Below are 16,432 nucleotides of genomic sequence, written 5' to 3'. Positions count from 1 at the left end.
GATACTACTTCTAAGGCCACCCTATCTCGCTCTTAGTCGCGGGCTTTCCAGCCACTGGCGGGTTGGACGTTGCTGTCCACCGTGCGGGTAAAGCTGGGAGCCGATTCGGGAACTGAGGGTGGTGCTGGAGGTGGAGTCAGACGACGTTGGTTGACGATTCGAGGTGCTGCCTGTGCGCCCGCTTTTTTCCATGAATTCGTGGATTGGTTACTTCTTGTCGGGGCTTTACGAGCGACCGGTGCATCTGCATCGGGTACAGGGACGGGCATTGGAGCCGGGCGGACTGGTTGTGGTTCCGCTTTTTCCTGTCTGGATTCCGGTCGATGCACATCCAACAGGGGAGGTTCGGGGCCGATGAATTCCATCGGTTCCGAATGCAACAACCCGAGATCGTCGTCCCATCCATGCGCCCGGGCAATTTCACGTCGTTCTGATTGTGCGTAGGCTTCTTTCTTCCAGTCCCCTTCAATCATCGTGATGTTGTTCTCCTTAAGGAGAATTCCCTGACGATGATGAACTTCCGCGATCGCCTGGTTGTATTGCACCACCGACTGGAAGAAGGAGACTTCTGCTTCAACCAGCCCTAACCTTGCTCGCAGCAACTGGTCGAGCGATGTCCGACTGAATTTAAAGTTCTCTTCTTCAGCTTCCAGGAAATCGGCAGAGGCTTTGCGACTGGCAAAGTTGGTTTTCGCGCGAACATAGAAGCCTTCCATCTGACTGATGGACGAAGCGAGTTCATCGCAGATTTCCTTCTCTTGAATCGACAGGACCGCTTTTGCTTTACGGAGGGTGAACTCCAGGTTTTGTACGCGAGCATGCGCAGTACGTTGCCCGATTGGTACGGATGCTTCGAATCCTAAATTCCATCCGGTCTGTTCACCAGCCGTCAATGATTCCATCGCACTATCAAAACCCTGACCAGTCACACCGTCATTATCATTCGCGCTTCTCAAATGATCGCCGAAGGAGTTGACGTTGTAGCTGGAGACAAAATCGATACGCGGCTTGAGCAAACTTTTGGCCGCTTTGTGCTGCAATTCCAGACTCTGAATTTCCCATTTGGTTTGCCGCAACTCCGGTCGCTGGGATAACGCATTCAATCGCGCCAGATCCCAGTCGGGAATAAACTCGGCGAGCTGAGCTTCTGTCGACGGGCGAATCAAACGACCATCATTGGCAGGCAACCCGAGCATTCGGCGAAGTCGAAGTTCGGCGTCGTACAAGTCGTTGAGCGCGGTCTGAGCCCGTTCCCGTGCGGAGTAGTAGTCGGCACGAGCCTGAGATACCTGAGCGTATCCGCCACCGTCAAAACTTTCGCCTTGCCGTGCTGCGATTTGCCGCCAGATTTGATGAGAGAAATTCTCCGACATCTTCTGACTGTCATAGACGCGATAGGCCAGCGCCAGGTTCCAGTATAAGTCTTCAACATCAAGCATCATGTTGTTCAAGGCAGTTTGTAATCGCGAGATAACAATGTCGTTGTTGATACGCGAGATCACGACACCCTGATTCACTCCCGAGACGCCGGCCAGATTATTTCCAATCGGCCCCGCGATACGGGTGAACTCGGCTCCGCGTCCTGCCATCAAAGGTTGCCGGAATTCAGCCTGAACGGAACCAGTGTAAGCAGACGGGAACAAGCGGCTGGGTGCGTTGGAGCCAAGGTAGTTGAGATTATTCGAGACAGCGAATGATCCCCCCTGGGCCAGTTGTTTTTGCAATCGTGTATTGAAGGCAGCGGTTTCCTGTGTCAAAACAGAACCGGCCGGTAAACCACCCGAGCTGAAGATACTGTTCTGGACTTCTTCGTTTCGGCCCCACAATGCTGAAGTCGTTACGGTCGCATCGAAATCGGCGAGTGCCGCTTCCACTCCTCGGTTCCCAATCAGAACACCTGTTTCTTGAATAGCCGGATCGAAGATTGAGTCGGCGCCCAGCGGATTGTTCAACAGCGGGTTTTGAGGTGAGAGAAACTGAGCCGACTGCTTGATAACTTCGCTATTTGCCATTGCGATATGAATCGTTTCGGCAATGGACAGATCCCACAAATCGGTATCAGAGAGTTGCTTGATCGAGCGTGGAGGCAGAGAGGCAACGGCTTCCGGATTCGTCTCGGTATAAACCGAGGGATATTCCACTTCAGCGACAGCATCTTTGTAGTAGTTATGCTTGGGCTTGTTGAAGTAGATCAGTTTTTTGCCGCCGGACATGCAACCGAGCAGAGCCAGCGATACAAGCAGCAACAATCCCACGCGCACATTGGCTAACCTGCGCGTTCGAGCGGCGTTATCGCCGGGATGTTTGTATTTACTTGGGGAGATTTTGCTCACAAGGAACTCTCAAGATCAGTCGCCCCCCCCAGAGCCAAAGCTTAAGTCGAAGTGGACTCACCACTTCTTCAAATCAAGTTGTAACTTTTTCAATCGTCTTTTTATCTGCTTCCGAATTCAGTCGAAAAGTCCAAACGTAGACTCTCCCCTGGCACCGAAAAACAAATCGCCACTATCGTTATCGTCTGCACAACCGGATAACTTTTGCTTATCTACCTATTTCCTTGCATTCGTTCTGGAGGATAGTCTCGGAAAAGTGAAAACCTGCATGGTTCTGGGTATCTGGGAGGAGAGAGTTGCATTTCGTTCGGGCGTGAGACAACAATAGATCAGCTGATTTTGATCCATCACATGCATATAAGTAACCTGCATCGGCCAGAACCAGTCATTCCACCTGATTACTCCCCACTTTGACTTACAAGACTTTCGATAATTGCCTACTGGAGAATAGTTTATGTCCCACCACTCATCGTCCATCCTTAAATCGGTCTTGGCGTTGGCAAGCGTCTTTCTGATCGCCTGTACGACTTCATTGCCAGCTGCAGAGCCCGAATTCATCTCGATTTTCGATGGTAAAACCTTGGACGGCTGGGATGGAAACCCGGAATTCTGGAGTGTCGAAGATGGCTCGATCACCGGAGAAACGACTAAAGAGAATCCAACCGAAGGGAACACCTTCATCATCTGGCGTGGCGGCGAACCGGGCGATTTTGAACTGGAACTCGATTACAAAATCGTGGGTCACAACTCCGGGATTCAGTATCGCAGCTTCGAAGTTCCCGACCAGAAATGGGTTGTGGGCGGATACCAGGCCGACATGGAAGTGGGCGATATGTACTCCGGCATCAACTACGGCGAACGATTTCGCGGGATCCTTGCCTTGCGGGGTCAGGCTACGGTGATCGGCGATGATCATAAACCAACCGTCGTTGAAGAATTCGCCAAGACAGAAGACCTGCAGAAAGAGATCAAAAAAGAAGACTGGAACCACTACCGCATTGTGGCGAAAGATTTCAACTTCGTGCACTACATCAACGGTGTCCGCATGAGCGAAGTGACGGACAACGATGTCGAACAACGTCGCGAGAAAGGTGTCCTTGCTCTGCAGTTGCACGCTGGCCCCCCGATGAAGGTGCAGTTTAAGAACATCAAACTGAAAAAACTCCCTAAGGTAAAAACGACCGCGAAAGAAAACAAAAAAATCGTCTTTGTGGCCGGCACGAAAAGCCATGGTTACGGAGCCCACGAACATAAAGCAGGTTGCATGCTGCTGGCTGAAGCGATCGAAGATAACATGTCCGGTTACGAGACAACGGTCGTCACTGAGGGCTGGCCAACTGACGTTTCCGTGTTTGATGGTGCCGACAGCATTGTGGTCTACTGTGATGGCGGCGAACGCCACCCGATCAATCAACATCTGGAAGAAGTCGATTCCTTGATGAAAAAAGGCGTCGGCCTGGTTTTGATTCACTACGCTGTTGAAGTTCCTAAGGACCCTTCCGGAAAAAAGTTTCTGGAGTGGATCGGTGGTTTCTTTGAAATGGACTGGTCTGTGAATCCCCACTGGACTGCTAACTTCACACAGTTCCCCGAACACCCAATCGCCAGCGGTGTGAAACCATTTCAGATCCATGACGAGTGGTATTATCACATGCGGTTTGTAGAAGGAATGAACAACGTCACCCCCATCCTGACGGACATCCCCCCCAAAAGTTCGCTCAGCCGTCCCGATGGTCCTCACAGTGGTAACCCCTACGTTCGTGCCGAAGCAGGCAAACCGCAGCACGTCGCCTGGGCACGAGAGCGTAAAGATGGTGGACGTGGATTTGGTTTCACTGGAGGACACGACCACTGGAACTGGGGAAACGACGGCCATCGTAAAGTTGTATTAAACGCAATCGTCTGGACAGCCGGCGGCGAAGTTCCTGAAGCAGGAGTGGCCTCCGCGACACCAACTGTTGAAGAACTGGAAGCGAACCAGGACTATCCCAAACCAGACAACTACAACCCCGCTCGCATTCAAAAGATGCTATCCGAATGGAAAACGGCACTCGCAAACTAAGCTCGCTTCCCCGTTGACAGGGTCCGCCGCTCGCACACTCTCATTGAATTGAATCGCCCATTAACGCGATCAGGTTCAATCACCTGCGATTCACCCGGAACACGTGATTACCTATTAATCAGACGAGAATCCGAATGAAGTCATTTCCCACGCTACTATTCTCGATAACCCTCTGTTGCATTTCGAGTTTTTCCACATCCTTACGGGCCGAGAAGGAACCGGACCGTCTAGCAAAGAATGCCATCGAAGGCCTGGAGATTGCTGACGGATTGGAGGCGTCACTGTTCGTCTCAGAACCGGAGATGTTGAGCCCGACGAACATCGACATCGACGCATACGGTCGCGTATGGGTGTGCGAAGTGGTTAACTATCGTCGACGGAATGGGGAGCGTCCCGAGGGGGACCGCATTCTGATCTTCGAAGACGAAGATGGCGACGGAAAAGCAGATTCAAAAAAAGTGTTCTATCAAGGCCGAGACATCGATACGGCAATGGGAATCTGCGTGTTGGGTAACCGGGTTATTGTCTCGGTGGCGCCTTATGTGTTCATTCTGATTGATGACGATGGCGACGACAAAGCCGATCGTAAACAGGTTCTTTTTTCCCAAACAGGGCAACCGCAGCACGACCATTCGAATCATGCATTCCTGTTTGGCCCAGATGGCAAACTATATTGGAACTTCGGCAACACAGGACAGGCCGTGCACGACGCCGAAGGAAACCCGGTGATCAGTAAAGAGGGTCACGCTGTCGTTGATAACAGACAACCGTATATCGGAGGGATGGTTTTCCGCTGCGATCTGGATGGTAGTAATTTCGAGGTAGTGGGACATAACTTCCGTAATAACTATGAGGTGACTGTCGACTCGTTCGGCACCCTCTGGCAGTCGGACAATGACGACGATGGCAATCAAGGTGTTCGAATTAACTATGTGATGCAGCATGGCAACTTTGGTTATCGCGACGAGATCACCGGCGCGGGCTGGCGCGATCCCAGAGTGGGCATGGCTGAAGAAGTCCCTCTGCGACATTGGCACTTGAATGATCCCGGTGTTGTTCCGAATCTGCTGCAAACGGGTGGTGGATCCCCTACGGGAATTTGCTTCTACGAAGGTAAGTTACTGCCGGAAGTCTTCCAGAACGAAATCATTCATACAGACGCCGGACCGAACATCGTCCGCGCATACCCCGTTGAAAATGATGGCGCCGGTTATTCCGCTGAGATCGTGAACATCATGGAGGGGACACGCGACAAATGGTTCCGGCCCTCCGATGTCTGCGTCGCTCCAGATGGCTCGTTGATTGTCGCCGATTGGTACGATCCGGGCGTGGGTGGACACCACATGGGCGACATCGCCAAAGGGCGTCTGTTCCGCATCGCTCCTCCCGAATCACCTTATCATTCGTCCGAGTTCGATGTTTCCACTCCCGAGGGAGCGACCGAAGCGCTAAAATCACCTAACGCAGCCAGGCGTTACCTGGCCTGGACCGCCCTGCATGAAATGCAGCGAGATGCGGAAACAACTCTGGTCGCCCTCAGTCAGGATGAGAACCCCCGTTTTCAGGCTCGGGCTTACTGGTTACTGGCCAAGATCGATGGTCGGGCGCAACAAACCATTGACGAAATGAGCCAGGAAGAAAACAGCGATCTCCGCGTGCAATCCCTGCGAGTTGCTCTACAGACTGACGTCGATGTGGTGGCGCTGATCGGACAACTGATCAACGATCCGTCACCGCAGGTTCGACGCGAATGTGCTCTTAGTCTGCGCGACATTCCTCAAAACGTGAAAGCTCCCCTGTGGGCAAAGCTTGCCCTGCAACACGATGGTGAAGATCGCTGGTATCTGGAAGCATTAGGCATCGGTGCCGCCGATAGTTGGGACGCTTGCCTCTCGGCCTGGTTGGAGGAAGTGGGCGACAAATGGAACAGTCCCTCGAATCGAGATATCGTCTGGCGTTCGCGTGCCCAACAAACTGCTGGAATGCTGGCGAAGCTGCTCCGAGATGCGGACGTTCCTAACGAAACTGTTCCCCGTTACCTGCGTGCCTTTGATTTCCTGCCACAGGAAGATAAATCCGAAGTCCTGCTCGATCTGGCACTCAGTTCCAACCCGGAAGATCGTTCGGCCCGCACGAACCTGATTGTACAAGAAGCTCTCTCCCGTTTGCCTTCTTACGATCTGGTACGAGAACAGAACAAAGAAGTAGAGTTCAGCGAGGCCTTGAATCGTCTGCGAGGAAGTGCAGCCTATGTCGAACTGGTCAGCCGCTACGGACTCAAGGATCGTTACCCAGAGTTGATTGAGATCGCGACTGCGGATCCACAATCCTCTTTATCAGTTAAGGCAATTCTGACGTTACTCGAAGCGAAGCAGAATGAAGTGATTCGCGAAGCCCTGTATTCCATGGAGCCGGAACAAGCAGAGAAACTGATTCAAGTGATCGGGAACTCTCAGCATGGTGGCTCCGTGGCGGTCTTCAACAAGTACATCGAAGATGATGAGGTCGACCTCTCCCTGCGACGCCTGGCGACAGGACAGCTGGGCAAATCGAAGTACGGTGCGGAACAGTTGCTGAAACGCATTAACGAGAAAAAACTCTCGAAGAAGCTGATGGTCTCTGCCGAGGCGGCCCTATTGCGTTCGGCGGACCAGAACATTCGAAACGCAGCGATTAAATTGTTCCCGCAAGCCCCCTCCCGTAACAACAAACCATTGCCACCCATTCAGGAACTGGTGAAACGAGAAGGAAACGTCGCCAAAGGGCGTCTGGTCTTCAACGATGTCGGCACCTGTATCAAATGCCATCAGGTCCATGGCTTTGGTAAAGAAGTCGGCCCCGCCTTGACGGAAATCGGATCCAAGTTGAGCCGCGAAGCGATGTATGAAGCAATCCTCTTTCCCAGTGCGGGAATCAGCCACAACTACGAGTCGTACACCATCATTGATGATGACGGCAACATCTACAGTGGTGTGTTGACCAGTATCACGGATGAAGAGATCACGTTCAAAAATGTCGACGGAATCTCCAGAACGATCAAGCAGGAAAACATAGACGAGCTTATCAAACAGGATATCTCATTGATGCCGGCAGACATGCAGAAGATTATGACCGAGGAAGAACTCGTCGATCTAGTTGAATACATGAGCACCTTGAAGAAAGAGCAATAAGCTATGCTGGTGCGGAGGCATCGGTGTGAAATTCGGACCAGCGACGCCAAGCGTAGGTCCACTCCATCCACATTCGCATCAGCGACCAGAGAACCCGCATTCGCGCGAGATGTTCGGGAGGAAGTTTGGCCTGCTGTGCTGTTGACAGACGTGCTGCTTCCGTCAACCCGGCTCGTACTGCCAGTTGCCGACAAATTTCGTCGGCCGAGAGTGAGCCTGTTTCCTCATCAACCAACCCGGCTGCCTCTGCTTTCACAAACAGGGCAAACAGCTTGCCTCTTTGAGGTTCAATCTCCAGAGGGACGTTCTCCGACTGGGCATGGCGGGTCAGCTTTTCCAGCTCGTCCAGGGTGGTGGCGATTAAGGCCTGTTCCGAGACGGATAAGGTCATGAGAGCACTTTCTACGTGGATAAAGTATTACTTAAGGACTGCATTTCTTTGACACTGCTCTTTGAAACTGCGAACGATGTCGACCCTGGTGCAGGATAGACTTTTCCAAAGGCTCTTATTGCACGAGTTGGGCCCATTTTAATCAATTGCGTTCCGGATTACAGGGTACCTCAATCAAGAATCAGCTCAAACCGTTGCTCAGCAGTGTAAAACAGAGAGACAGACCGTAGCCGTGTGGTACAATTGGGGCGAATTCCTATATCTCAGCAGTTTCTTCTTCGGGGTGATTCTTCGAAATTTCTCCTCCCTTGTTGGCCGCACGCCGGGTGATTCATGTCTCCCTTTGTCAATTCTATTATCGTGATCTCGCTGGCAGGCTGGATGGCTTTGCTACTGTGGAGGGATCTGTATAAATCGTATACGGGGTCGTTCGTCTGGCTGGTTATTATCAGCCATATCGCCACGATTCTGTTTATGATCTTCGCGATGTACGTCGGAAACAAACTGGGTCAGCTCTACTACCGGGTCGATTACAGCGTGCAGGACCTGATGGAGTTGTACGGAAACTCCCGAATTGTTGCCGGTATTGGTGCCTGGCTGGTGGTAAGCGCCTTTATGGGCCTGTTTCTGAGTGCCAAACAGGACGAACGAGACTTTCTGGCCCGGACGGAAGAGCTCGAAAGCCTGATGGAAAAACGAGAACGGGAGGAAGCCAGCGCCTTCGACGCACCGGTCACTTCTGTGAAAAATCCGGAAGATCAGACTAAAAAGTCGAGCGAATCCTAGGATTTCCCCAACAGATTGCCGGTTCGAATTCCGCTTTCAGGCAGTAAAAACAGATTTACTGCATTGTAAGACAGGTGGTTGCCTGACAGACTGAATGAATACGGGTTTCTCCCCAGCTGCTCTCCCGTCACCTATCTCCCATCGAGAGCCTTGTTCTTATGTTAACATCCGAACCAGATTCCGCTGCACAGCCGGACACCCCACCTGCGAAGACATCCCCGCGCTACAGGTACCTCAAGTACTCGCTGCTCGTCCTGTTATTGATCGTGGTCTTCCTCTTCTGGAAATGGGACGATCTGTTGCTGGCGATGACACCTGGTTTGGATGCGGAAGCGCAGCAGAAGATTGTTGCGGAACTGGAGCCACTCGGAATTAAGTCCGAACAAGATGCCGAGACGGGCGAAATTGTTAAAGTCTTCTTTCCACCTCAACGCACCTTCACTGACGACATTCTCCTGAAACTCGCAGGATTCGACAGTCTGAAGGAACTCCAAATTGAGGACGGGCCTTTCACCAATCAGGGGCTAAAAGTCGTGCGAACGATGCCCAATCTAGAGCGTGTGTTTGCCGGCGGAACGGCCATCACGGATAGTGGATTGGCCGACTTGACCCGTTGCCCGAAACTTCGCATTCTGAATCTCGACAGATGTACGGAAATCAGCAAAGAAGGTTGGACGCAACTGAAGCACTTCCCCAACTTGCAGTCTCTAAGCGTTCACGATTGTGAGTTTGGAGAAGAAGGGGCGGAAGCGATTGCCAAACATGGGGCATTGCTGGAAGTTCGTTTATCAGGTGCTCAGCATATCAACAAACAGGCGATGTCTCACATTGCCTCGATCCCTGGCCTCCAGGTTTTCACACTCTATTCATCACGAATGAAAGATGAATCTTTCGTTGAACTGGCAGCGGCTACGCAGTTGCGCATGTTGGAAATCGATTACTGTTCCAACTTAACAGACAAGTCGATGGAAGCAATCGGCCAGTTAAAGAAACTGCAATTGCTCAACATGATGGGTTGCCAGAAAATTAGCGATGATGGACTGGCGATGATTTCAGGCCTTGAGGACATGGAAAGTTTAAACATCTATCTCACGGGCACTACGAGTAGTGGGCTCAAACATCTACAAAACATGCACCAGATCAAACGAATCCGATTCAATGCTTTAAACGCAACAGACGAAGACATCGAACCACTCGCCAATTTTCTCCACCTGGAGGGACTCTATCTACCCGGCGCCGATATCTCTGATGAAGCCTTGAAACCGTTGCAGAGTTTAAAAGAACTAAACACGATTTCTCTGGGTGGAAACCAGCAGTTTACCGGAGAAGGCCTGAAGTACCTGACGGGCTCTAAGGGGGTCGACAAGGTCGTTCTGGCCAACATACCAGTCGGTAATGATGCTATCCTGATATTGCAGGAATTCCCTGAATTGAAACAATTAGTATTAAGAGACGTACTCGTTGATGACCAAGCGATTCCTCAACTAGCTAAATTGGAATCTCTGGAGCAAATTCAATTAATTTTTACCGGGATTACCCGAGATGAGGCAAAGCGTTTGGACGAATTGCTGCCAAACTGCAATGTTGCCTTCTTCCAGAAGCAAAATCCTTGATCATCGCAGGGGTCACCATTTTTTTATATGGGTCGATTCCATTACGGAAGTTACCGCCACACATGAGCTTCCATGGCAACTCCCTCGCAAATAACGTGTAATAGAAATCTTCCCATTTCCCGAGAGGAACTCTGTTTCTATAATTGAGACAGCCTCTTTGTTTTGGAATTCGACAATACTATTTGCCCCCTGCAGCAAAGAGAAATATATGCATGTCGATTCTGAAGAACGGCCTGTTTCGTCGCCCGGTTCCTTTCCGGACGGCACAATTTGTAATAGTCGTTAGTGTGTAATGACGGTTAGCTCAATACCACAGGCTGCCTTACATTCAACGTCTAAGTCGAGTCTTCAATCGTTACCGAGGATAGGATGACAGAATCACTTAAAGGTAAATATCTGATCGCCAGTCGTCAATTGCGGGATCCCAACTTCTATAAAAGCGTCGTCCTGATTGTTGAAGACGATGACGAAGAAGGCACGATGGGGCTGATCATCAATCACCCCTCTGCTCTGCGGGTCTCCCAAGCGGTCGAAGGTTTCTTTTATCTTCCTGAAACCGAAGAAAGACTGTTCATCGGCGGACCGGTTGAACCGACGGCGCTCTTTCTGCTGCACAGCTTCACCGAGTACAAAGATGGCGAACCCAACATTTTGCCTGGTATCTTTCTGGGCAGCAGTGCCGAGACATTCGAGCAAGTTATAGAAACGCTCGGTATGGGTGGCTCCGGTCGCTGGTTTCGAATTTTCTCCGGATGCGCTGGTTGGGCTCCAAATCAGTTACAGTCCGAAGTCGCACGCGGCGACTGGATCGTTCATCCGGCTGAAACAGAAGATCTTCTGGGCGCGGAACCGTACGATTTCTGGGAACGCATGTCTCGCGAAGCGACTCCATACCAGGGCCTGATGCCCAAGGTATCCGGCAATCCCGAGTTCAATTAGAGCCCGGCAACAACCAGGGTTAGAGAACCACAGCAACAACCATTGCTGGATTAACCTTCGACACCCTCGAACGGCAACTCGACCGTGAAAGTCGTTCCTTTGCCAATCTCGGTTTTCACATCGATCATGCCTTTGTGCTTCTGAATGATTCCATAAGCGATCGATAACCCAAGGCCTGTCCCCTTCCCGACCGGTTTGGTGGTAAAGAAGGGTGTGAACAACTGCGGAAGATGCTCCGGTTCGATTCCGTGACCATCATCCCGAATACTGACGAGGATCTGTTTGTCGTCTGCTTTCGTTGTGACGACGATCGTTCCCCGTTCCTGAATGGCATGGGCCGCATTTACCAGGAGATTCATGAAGACATGATTCAACTGGCCGGGGTAACAACGTAGCGGTGGCAAGTCGCCGTAATTCTGGACCAGTTCGCAATTGTACTTGATCTCGTTCCAGATCACTTTTAGCGTGGCATCGAGGCAGTCGTTGATATTCGCCTCTTTGGTTTCGGCGTCATCGACGCGGGCGAATGTTTTGAGGTTCTGTACGATCTCTTTGACCCGAATCAGCCCTTCGGTGGACTCGCTGATCAAGTCGTCGATATCGCCTTTGAGATATTCGTAGTCCTCTTTTTGTTTGTACTGTTCAATTTTTTTCAGTTGAGCTGACAGCAAGGAATCGTCAGCTGAACCGACTCCTTCCAACGCTTCTGTCTGAAGAGTGATTACCTCTTTGAAGACTTCAATGTATTCTACGAGTGTGGCGACATTACTGGTCACAAACCCGACGGGGTTATTGATTTCATGCGCGACACCTGCGGCCAAATGTCCGAGCGAAGCCATTTTCTCTGACTGAATCAATTGGGATTCGAGATCGCATCGTTTGGAAATATCGCAGGCAAAACCAGCGATGAGGTGGGTCGTCTCCAATTCAACGACATTGAGCGATAAGGTAATGGGAACCTCATGCCCATCTTTTTTTAGTGCCGTCGATTCGAATTTCCGTAACGACTCACTCAATCGAGGAGACTTCTTAAACAGCAATAACGCCTCAGCCACCTGCTGGCGATAACGTTCGGGAACGATTGTTTCCGTGATATTTTTTCCCACGATTTCTTGAGTTTGAAACCCAAAGATTTTCTCCGCAGAGACATTCCAGTCCACGATAGTTCCATCACCATCTATTGAGACAAATGCTTCTGCAGCAGTATCAAGAATAAGCCGCGTTCGTTGTTCGAATTGATTCAGTTCTCCCTCCAGGTTCGACAGAATCTGATTGGCACGTGAATTCGCTAAAGCTCTCTGGGCGGCAGACCGAAGACGATCTTCCAGCCGATCATCTTTCACCAGATAATCCAGGGCTCCTCGTTTCATTACCTCCACAGCGGTCTCAGTATTGACATTGTTCGTCAGGACAACAAACGGAATCTTCCACCGCTGCACACTCTCAATTCTCTCGATGAGTTGCAGGGCCTCAATTCCCTCGATGAGCTGCAGGGCGAGACCCGCTGTCGCTTGGTGGTCTTCGTTCGAATGATCGTCAATGACCAGCAAATCAATATGGTGAGCTACGATTTGTTCTCGAACCTCGGACAGTTGAGCAGACAGGAGAACCTCCACTTGGCTACTTTGTAACCAGGTTTTGATTCTGATTTGCTCGGCTGTTCGCGGACTCAGAATGAGAACCGTGGCCTGTTTGAAAAAAGGGCGACCGGTAGTCGCTTCCGAAGAATTGGCGGCATTCACAACAGGTGACATATCGACCCCACGGTTAAACGCAATCGACTCCCGGCGGTATGATCCGGCCGAGAGTCTGCGTTTGATTCATTGGGAAATAACGGACATTCCGTTAAACATGGGCCCCTTGAGGGCTTTCCATCAGCTGGTTGATCGTGGCCAGCAACTCGTCATTATCAAAGGGTTTGGACATGACGGCATCGGCTCCAGCGAGAGAGGCTTGTGTCAACTCTTCTTCGCCCAGACCGGATAGCACCAGGATGCGTGTATCGCATAATTCTTTGGTTGCACGGACAAACGTCAGCACATCGAAGCCACTCAGACCCGGCATTTGCAGGTCGAGAGTCATCACGCGGGGCTGAAAGGTTTTCAAGTATGCCCCTGCCCGAAATCCATCCGTGGCGACAACAGCTTCATACTTCGTGCCATGCAGCACGCGTTCAATGCAGCGAGCCATGCGGGGCTCATCTTCGACGATCAGAATTTTATTATTTACTTCTTCTCCCAACTCGGCGGGAATCGGCATTTCATGTTCTGCCAGGAAGTCGAGAAAGTCTTCAATTCGTATTCGGTTGTCACCTCGTCCGGGTAACTTGTAAGCGTTTAAGTCGCCTCGTTCGATCCATCGTAAAACTGTGCGAAAATGTACGGAACAATAGCGGGCAACTTCCCCGGTCGTCAAAACAGCTTTACGTTTCATGATGAACACTCCCAGTTGATAAATCAGTAGATGTAAATTCGTGTTGGTAAATTCAATGGTGAGGGGGTGGGAGTCCATCTCCGTAGGAGCTCTTGGGAACCTGCACTCGCCAGCCCAATTTCATCAGGCCGATGGGTTCAGGTTCCCTCTAAACCTAGGTCACAGGAATAAGCTGTCAAATCGGTCTTATTACGATCTCAATCAATTTCTGGCTTTTGTTCGGCCTCGCATCGACCATTCATACCTAATCACCCGATCAAAGCACCGGTTCAGCGCTGCGACAACAAGCCATCAGGACCGATACAATCAGACTTTCCTTGCGCGATTCAAGCCTATTTACAGCCGGAACGGGACCAACAATCGAACTGGGGGGATTCACGCTGCTGGCATCGCGACCAGGCCGGTGGTGGGGTTTCGTTAGCGTGAAGAACTTGCTGTTCCGAGTGTCGTAAATTGTCTTCTTTAGGGGATTTACTGCAAATCGCCATCCATAGCTGATCTGAGAAAAGGTTCCCGCCCTGCAAAGGAAATACTAGGAATAAGCAGAGCGGTCGGTTAAAGTGTGGAGTATTCCGAAATTGCCTCTTTCCCAGAATTGATCGTGGGTCCTAAGAGGTAGATGTTCGTCCCTGCTGGACGAACATCACAAAGAGGAGCCATCCACTCGGCCTGGCTGGGGCGTGTTATTGGTCGAGATTTCTATCAGGAGTAGCTGGACTCATGATGTGTCCGTTCTGCAGGCAGGGGGAGACGAAAGTGATCGACTCCCGCGGCAATCAGGAGTTTTCTATTCGCCGACGTCGCGAATGTCTCCACTGCGGACGTCGGTTCACGACGTATGAAAAAATCGAAGAAGTCCCGCTAAAGGTCGTTAAAAAAGATGGCCTGCGTGTCCCTTTCGATCGGGAGCGAATCCGCGCCGGTCTCGAAAAGGCTTGCTACAAGCGCCCTATCAGCGCCGAAGACATTGAACACATCATTCAGTCAGTCGAAGTCAATATCTACGAGAACTTCGAACGAGAAGTCGACAGCCGCTACATTGGAGAACAAGTCTTCGAAGCCCTCCGCAATGTCGATCAGGTTGCCTTCGTCCGCTTCGCCTCGGTCTACCGGGAATTCAAAGACGTAAGAGACTTCGTCGTCGAACTCAATCCGATTTTACGTTCAGACGGGTAATCTTTCTCCTGGTCTCCCACTGACCGTCGTTCCTATCTTGAAGCGATTTTCCCGCTGCTTGCTCGAAACGCAATGCGAATTGCGTTATTTGGCCGCGCATGCGCCTGGTCTCCACTCGAATTCCTCCGACTCGGGACTGGTAATTTTTATACAAAATAAAAGGAATTCTCGTAATTACAGCGGTCCGAACCGGATCTATTTTCGTCAGTATAGAGGGTGTATTTATATTCTCAGTACGCCCCCAGGCTTGTGGTCGAAATTCCCTCACACGAGAATAGATTGACGGAAGGCAGAACTGGATGCTGTTCACGCAGGGCCAAGTCCCGGATAGAAGCCTCTCAAAACAAGCCACTCCCTTCAGGATTTGGCGAGCGACGTATCCTGCCCTACTCTCCCTTGGATTCCTGCTCCTCTGGGGAACAAGTTCTCTCTGTATTTCAACAGCATCTGCAGCTGATGGGACGGACAACCCGTCAGACCGCCTGACTCCGGCACAGTGGCAGAAGATCGATACTGCCGTCGATCGAGGGCTCAAATACATCTCCGCAAATCAACAGGCGGATGGCTCCTTTATGGCGCCCCGTTCCGGGCAACCGGGCATCACGTCCTTGTGCATCATGGCATTCCTGTCCCGGGGGCACATCCCACAACATGGTCCCTATGGAAGGCAGTTGGACAAAGCGATCAACTTTGTTCTTGTATCGCAACAGTCCTCAGGCATCATTTCCCTTGGGGGTTCCCGTCCGAACTACCATCATGCCATCTCCGGCTTGATGCTGGGTGAAGCCTACGGGCAAACGAGCGGTCCAATGTCTGCTCGAATCAAAAAGGGGATCGATGATGCACTCGCTTATTCCCGGATGCGACAGACTCTTCCTAAGAGGAACCCACAAGACAAAGGAGGCTGGCGATATCATCGCCCTTACGGTCCTAACGATTCCGACCTGACCGCTTCCGCCTGGAACCTGATGTTTTATCGCTCCGCAAAGAACGCTGGGTTCGAGGTTCCTCAGGAATACGTTGAGGATGCGATGGGGTACATCAAACGCTCCTTCGATCCGCAAATCGGTGGTTTTGTCTATACACTTAACAAAAGCTGGACTGAAGAGTATTACGCCAGCGGTGCCACCGTTGCGGGAGGAGTCGTATCACTGGCGATGGCGGGAGATCACAATACTCCTATGGCACGCGCCGCGGGCGACTGGATTCTGAAAAACCCGTTCGACACTTACAACCGCCGCCGACATCCTGATGACCGTTACCACTACAGCGCGTACTACTGCAGTCAGGCAATGTTTCTGCTGGGCGGCGATTATTGGGATCAGTTTTTCCCGACTTATCTGGAAACAATCACCAGCAATCAACGCTCGACCGGTGCCTGGGATCGTGAATCGCGACACGAGTCTCAGATGGGCGACGTCTACACAACCTCGTTGATGGTACTTTCGCTCACTCCTCCTTATCAGATGCTACCGATCTATCAACGTTAACCAACCGCCAATCCAAACACTCGATCTGTCTATCACCTT

General features: G+C 51.3%; 11 protein-coding genes. 7 read left to right on the top strand and 4 right to left on the bottom strand.

Annotated features, from left to right (window positions below):
- Positions 1 to 32 precede the first annotated feature (32 nt).
- Positions 33 to 2,333 carry a TolC family protein gene (locus Pla110_RS00950; protein ID WP_144992292.1) on the bottom strand — a complete coding sequence of 767 codons (2,301 nt, stop codon included), beginning with the start codon at positions 2,331 to 2,333 and terminating at the stop codon, positions 33 to 35.
- 454 nt (positions 2,334 to 2,787) lie between these two features.
- On the opposite strand from Pla110_RS00950, the gene Pla110_RS00945 reads away from it, so the two are divergent.
- Positions 2,788 to 4,395, top strand: a complete 1,608-nt coding sequence (locus Pla110_RS00945; RefSeq protein ID WP_144992290.1) for a DUF1080 domain-containing protein — start codon at positions 2,788 to 2,790, stop codon at positions 4,393 to 4,395.
- 134 nt (positions 4,396 to 4,529) lie between these two features.
- Positions 4,530 to 7,565, top strand: coding sequence for a PVC-type heme-binding CxxCH protein (locus tag Pla110_RS00940; protein ID WP_144992288.1), 3,036 nt, complete (start codon positions 4,530 to 4,532; stop codon positions 7,563 to 7,565).
- Between the two features lies 1 nt (position 7,566).
- Here Pla110_RS00940 and Pla110_RS00935 read toward each other — a convergent pair whose 3' ends face one another.
- Complete coding sequence (locus Pla110_RS00935; RefSeq protein WP_144992286.1) at positions 7,567 to 7,956, bottom strand: hypothetical protein; 390 nt, start codon at positions 7,954 to 7,956, stop codon at positions 7,567 to 7,569.
- A 333-nt stretch (positions 7,957 to 8,289) separates the two neighbouring features.
- Between Pla110_RS00935 and Pla110_RS00930 the strand changes: the two genes are divergently transcribed.
- From Pla110_RS00930 to Pla110_RS00920, 3 genes are all read left to right on the top strand, one after another.
- Positions 8,290 to 8,742: a hypothetical protein gene (locus Pla110_RS00930; protein ID WP_144992284.1), complete on the top strand. Its 453-nt coding sequence runs from the start codon at positions 8,290 to 8,292 to the stop codon at positions 8,740 to 8,742.
- Between the two features lie 158 nt (positions 8,743 to 8,900).
- Complete coding sequence (locus tag Pla110_RS00925) at positions 8,901 to 10,355, top strand: leucine-rich repeat domain-containing protein (RefSeq protein WP_144992282.1); 1,455 nt, start codon at positions 8,901 to 8,903, stop codon at positions 10,353 to 10,355.
- Between the two features lie 369 nt (positions 10,356 to 10,724).
- Positions 10,725 to 11,294 carry a YqgE/AlgH family protein gene (locus Pla110_RS00920; protein ID WP_144992280.1) on the top strand — a complete coding sequence of 190 codons (570 nt, stop codon included), beginning with the start codon at positions 10,725 to 10,727 and terminating at the stop codon, positions 11,292 to 11,294.
- A 50-nt stretch (positions 11,295 to 11,344) separates the two neighbouring features.
- Here the strand turns inward: Pla110_RS00920 and Pla110_RS00915 are convergent, their stop codons facing one another.
- On the bottom strand, positions 11,345 to 13,048 hold the full coding sequence (locus Pla110_RS00915) for a sensor histidine kinase (RefSeq protein ID WP_144992278.1): 1,704 nt from the start codon (positions 13,046 to 13,048) through the stop codon (positions 11,345 to 11,347).
- A 91-nt stretch (positions 13,049 to 13,139) separates the two neighbouring features.
- Positions 13,140 to 13,805: a response regulator gene (locus tag Pla110_RS00910; protein ID WP_197440421.1), complete on the bottom strand. Its 666-nt coding sequence runs from the start codon at positions 13,803 to 13,805 to the stop codon at positions 13,140 to 13,142.
- A gap of 642 nt (positions 13,806 to 14,447) precedes the next feature.
- On the opposite strand from Pla110_RS00910, the gene nrdR reads away from it, so the two are divergent.
- Both nrdR and Pla110_RS00900 read left to right on the top strand, forming a co-directional pair.
- Complete coding sequence (gene nrdR, locus Pla110_RS00905; protein WP_144992276.1) at positions 14,448 to 14,903, top strand: transcriptional regulator NrdR; 456 nt, start codon at positions 14,448 to 14,450, stop codon at positions 14,901 to 14,903.
- 299 nt (positions 14,904 to 15,202) lie between these two features.
- A complete protein-coding gene (locus tag Pla110_RS00900; RefSeq protein ID WP_144992274.1) occupies positions 15,203 to 16,393 on the top strand; it encodes a prenyltransferase/squalene oxidase repeat-containing protein in 1,191 nt (396 codons plus the stop codon).
- Positions 16,394 to 16,432: the final 39 nt, after the last annotated feature.

It is taken from the genome of Polystyrenella longa, assembly GCF_007750395.1.
Lineage (GTDB): Bacteria > Planctomycetota > Planctomycetia > Planctomycetales > Planctomycetaceae > Polystyrenella > Polystyrenella longa.
The sequence above is the reverse complement of the archived record's forward strand: the minus strand, read 5'-3'. Positions and strand labels throughout refer to the sequence as shown.

Bases quoted from the DNA above. Each gene is read 5' to 3' on its own strand.
- Pla110_RS00935 (WP_144992286.1), bottom strand. From the start codon at position 7,956: ATGACCTTATCCGTCTCGGAACAGGCCTTAATCGCCACCACCCTGGAC.
- Pla110_RS00920 (WP_144992280.1), top strand. From the start codon at position 10,725: ATGACAGAATCACTTAAAGGTAAATATCTGATCGCCAGTCGTCAATTG.
- nrdR (WP_144992276.1), top strand. From the start codon at position 14,448: ATGATGTGTCCGTTCTGCAGGCAGGGGGAGACGAAAGTGATCGACTCC.
- Pla110_RS00945 (WP_144992290.1), top strand. From the start codon at position 2,788: ATGTCCCACCACTCATCGTCCATCCTTAAATCGGTCTTGGCGTTGGCA.
- Pla110_RS00915 (WP_144992278.1), bottom strand. From the start codon at position 13,048: ATGTCACCTGTTGTGAATGCCGCCAATTCTTCGGAAGCGACTACCGGT.
- Pla110_RS00930 (WP_144992284.1), top strand. From the start codon at position 8,290: ATGTCTCCCTTTGTCAATTCTATTATCGTGATCTCGCTGGCAGGCTGG.
- Pla110_RS00900 (WP_144992274.1), top strand. From the start codon at position 15,203: ATGCTGTTCACGCAGGGCCAAGTCCCGGATAGAAGCCTCTCAAAACAA.
- Pla110_RS00910 (WP_197440421.1), bottom strand. From the start codon at position 13,805: ATGGACTCCCACCCCCTCACCATTGAATTTACCAACACGAATTTACAT.
- Pla110_RS00940 (WP_144992288.1), top strand. From the start codon at position 4,530: ATGAAGTCATTTCCCACGCTACTATTCTCGATAACCCTCTGTTGCATT.
- Pla110_RS00925 (WP_144992282.1), top strand. From the start codon at position 8,901: ATGTTAACATCCGAACCAGATTCCGCTGCACAGCCGGACACCCCACCT.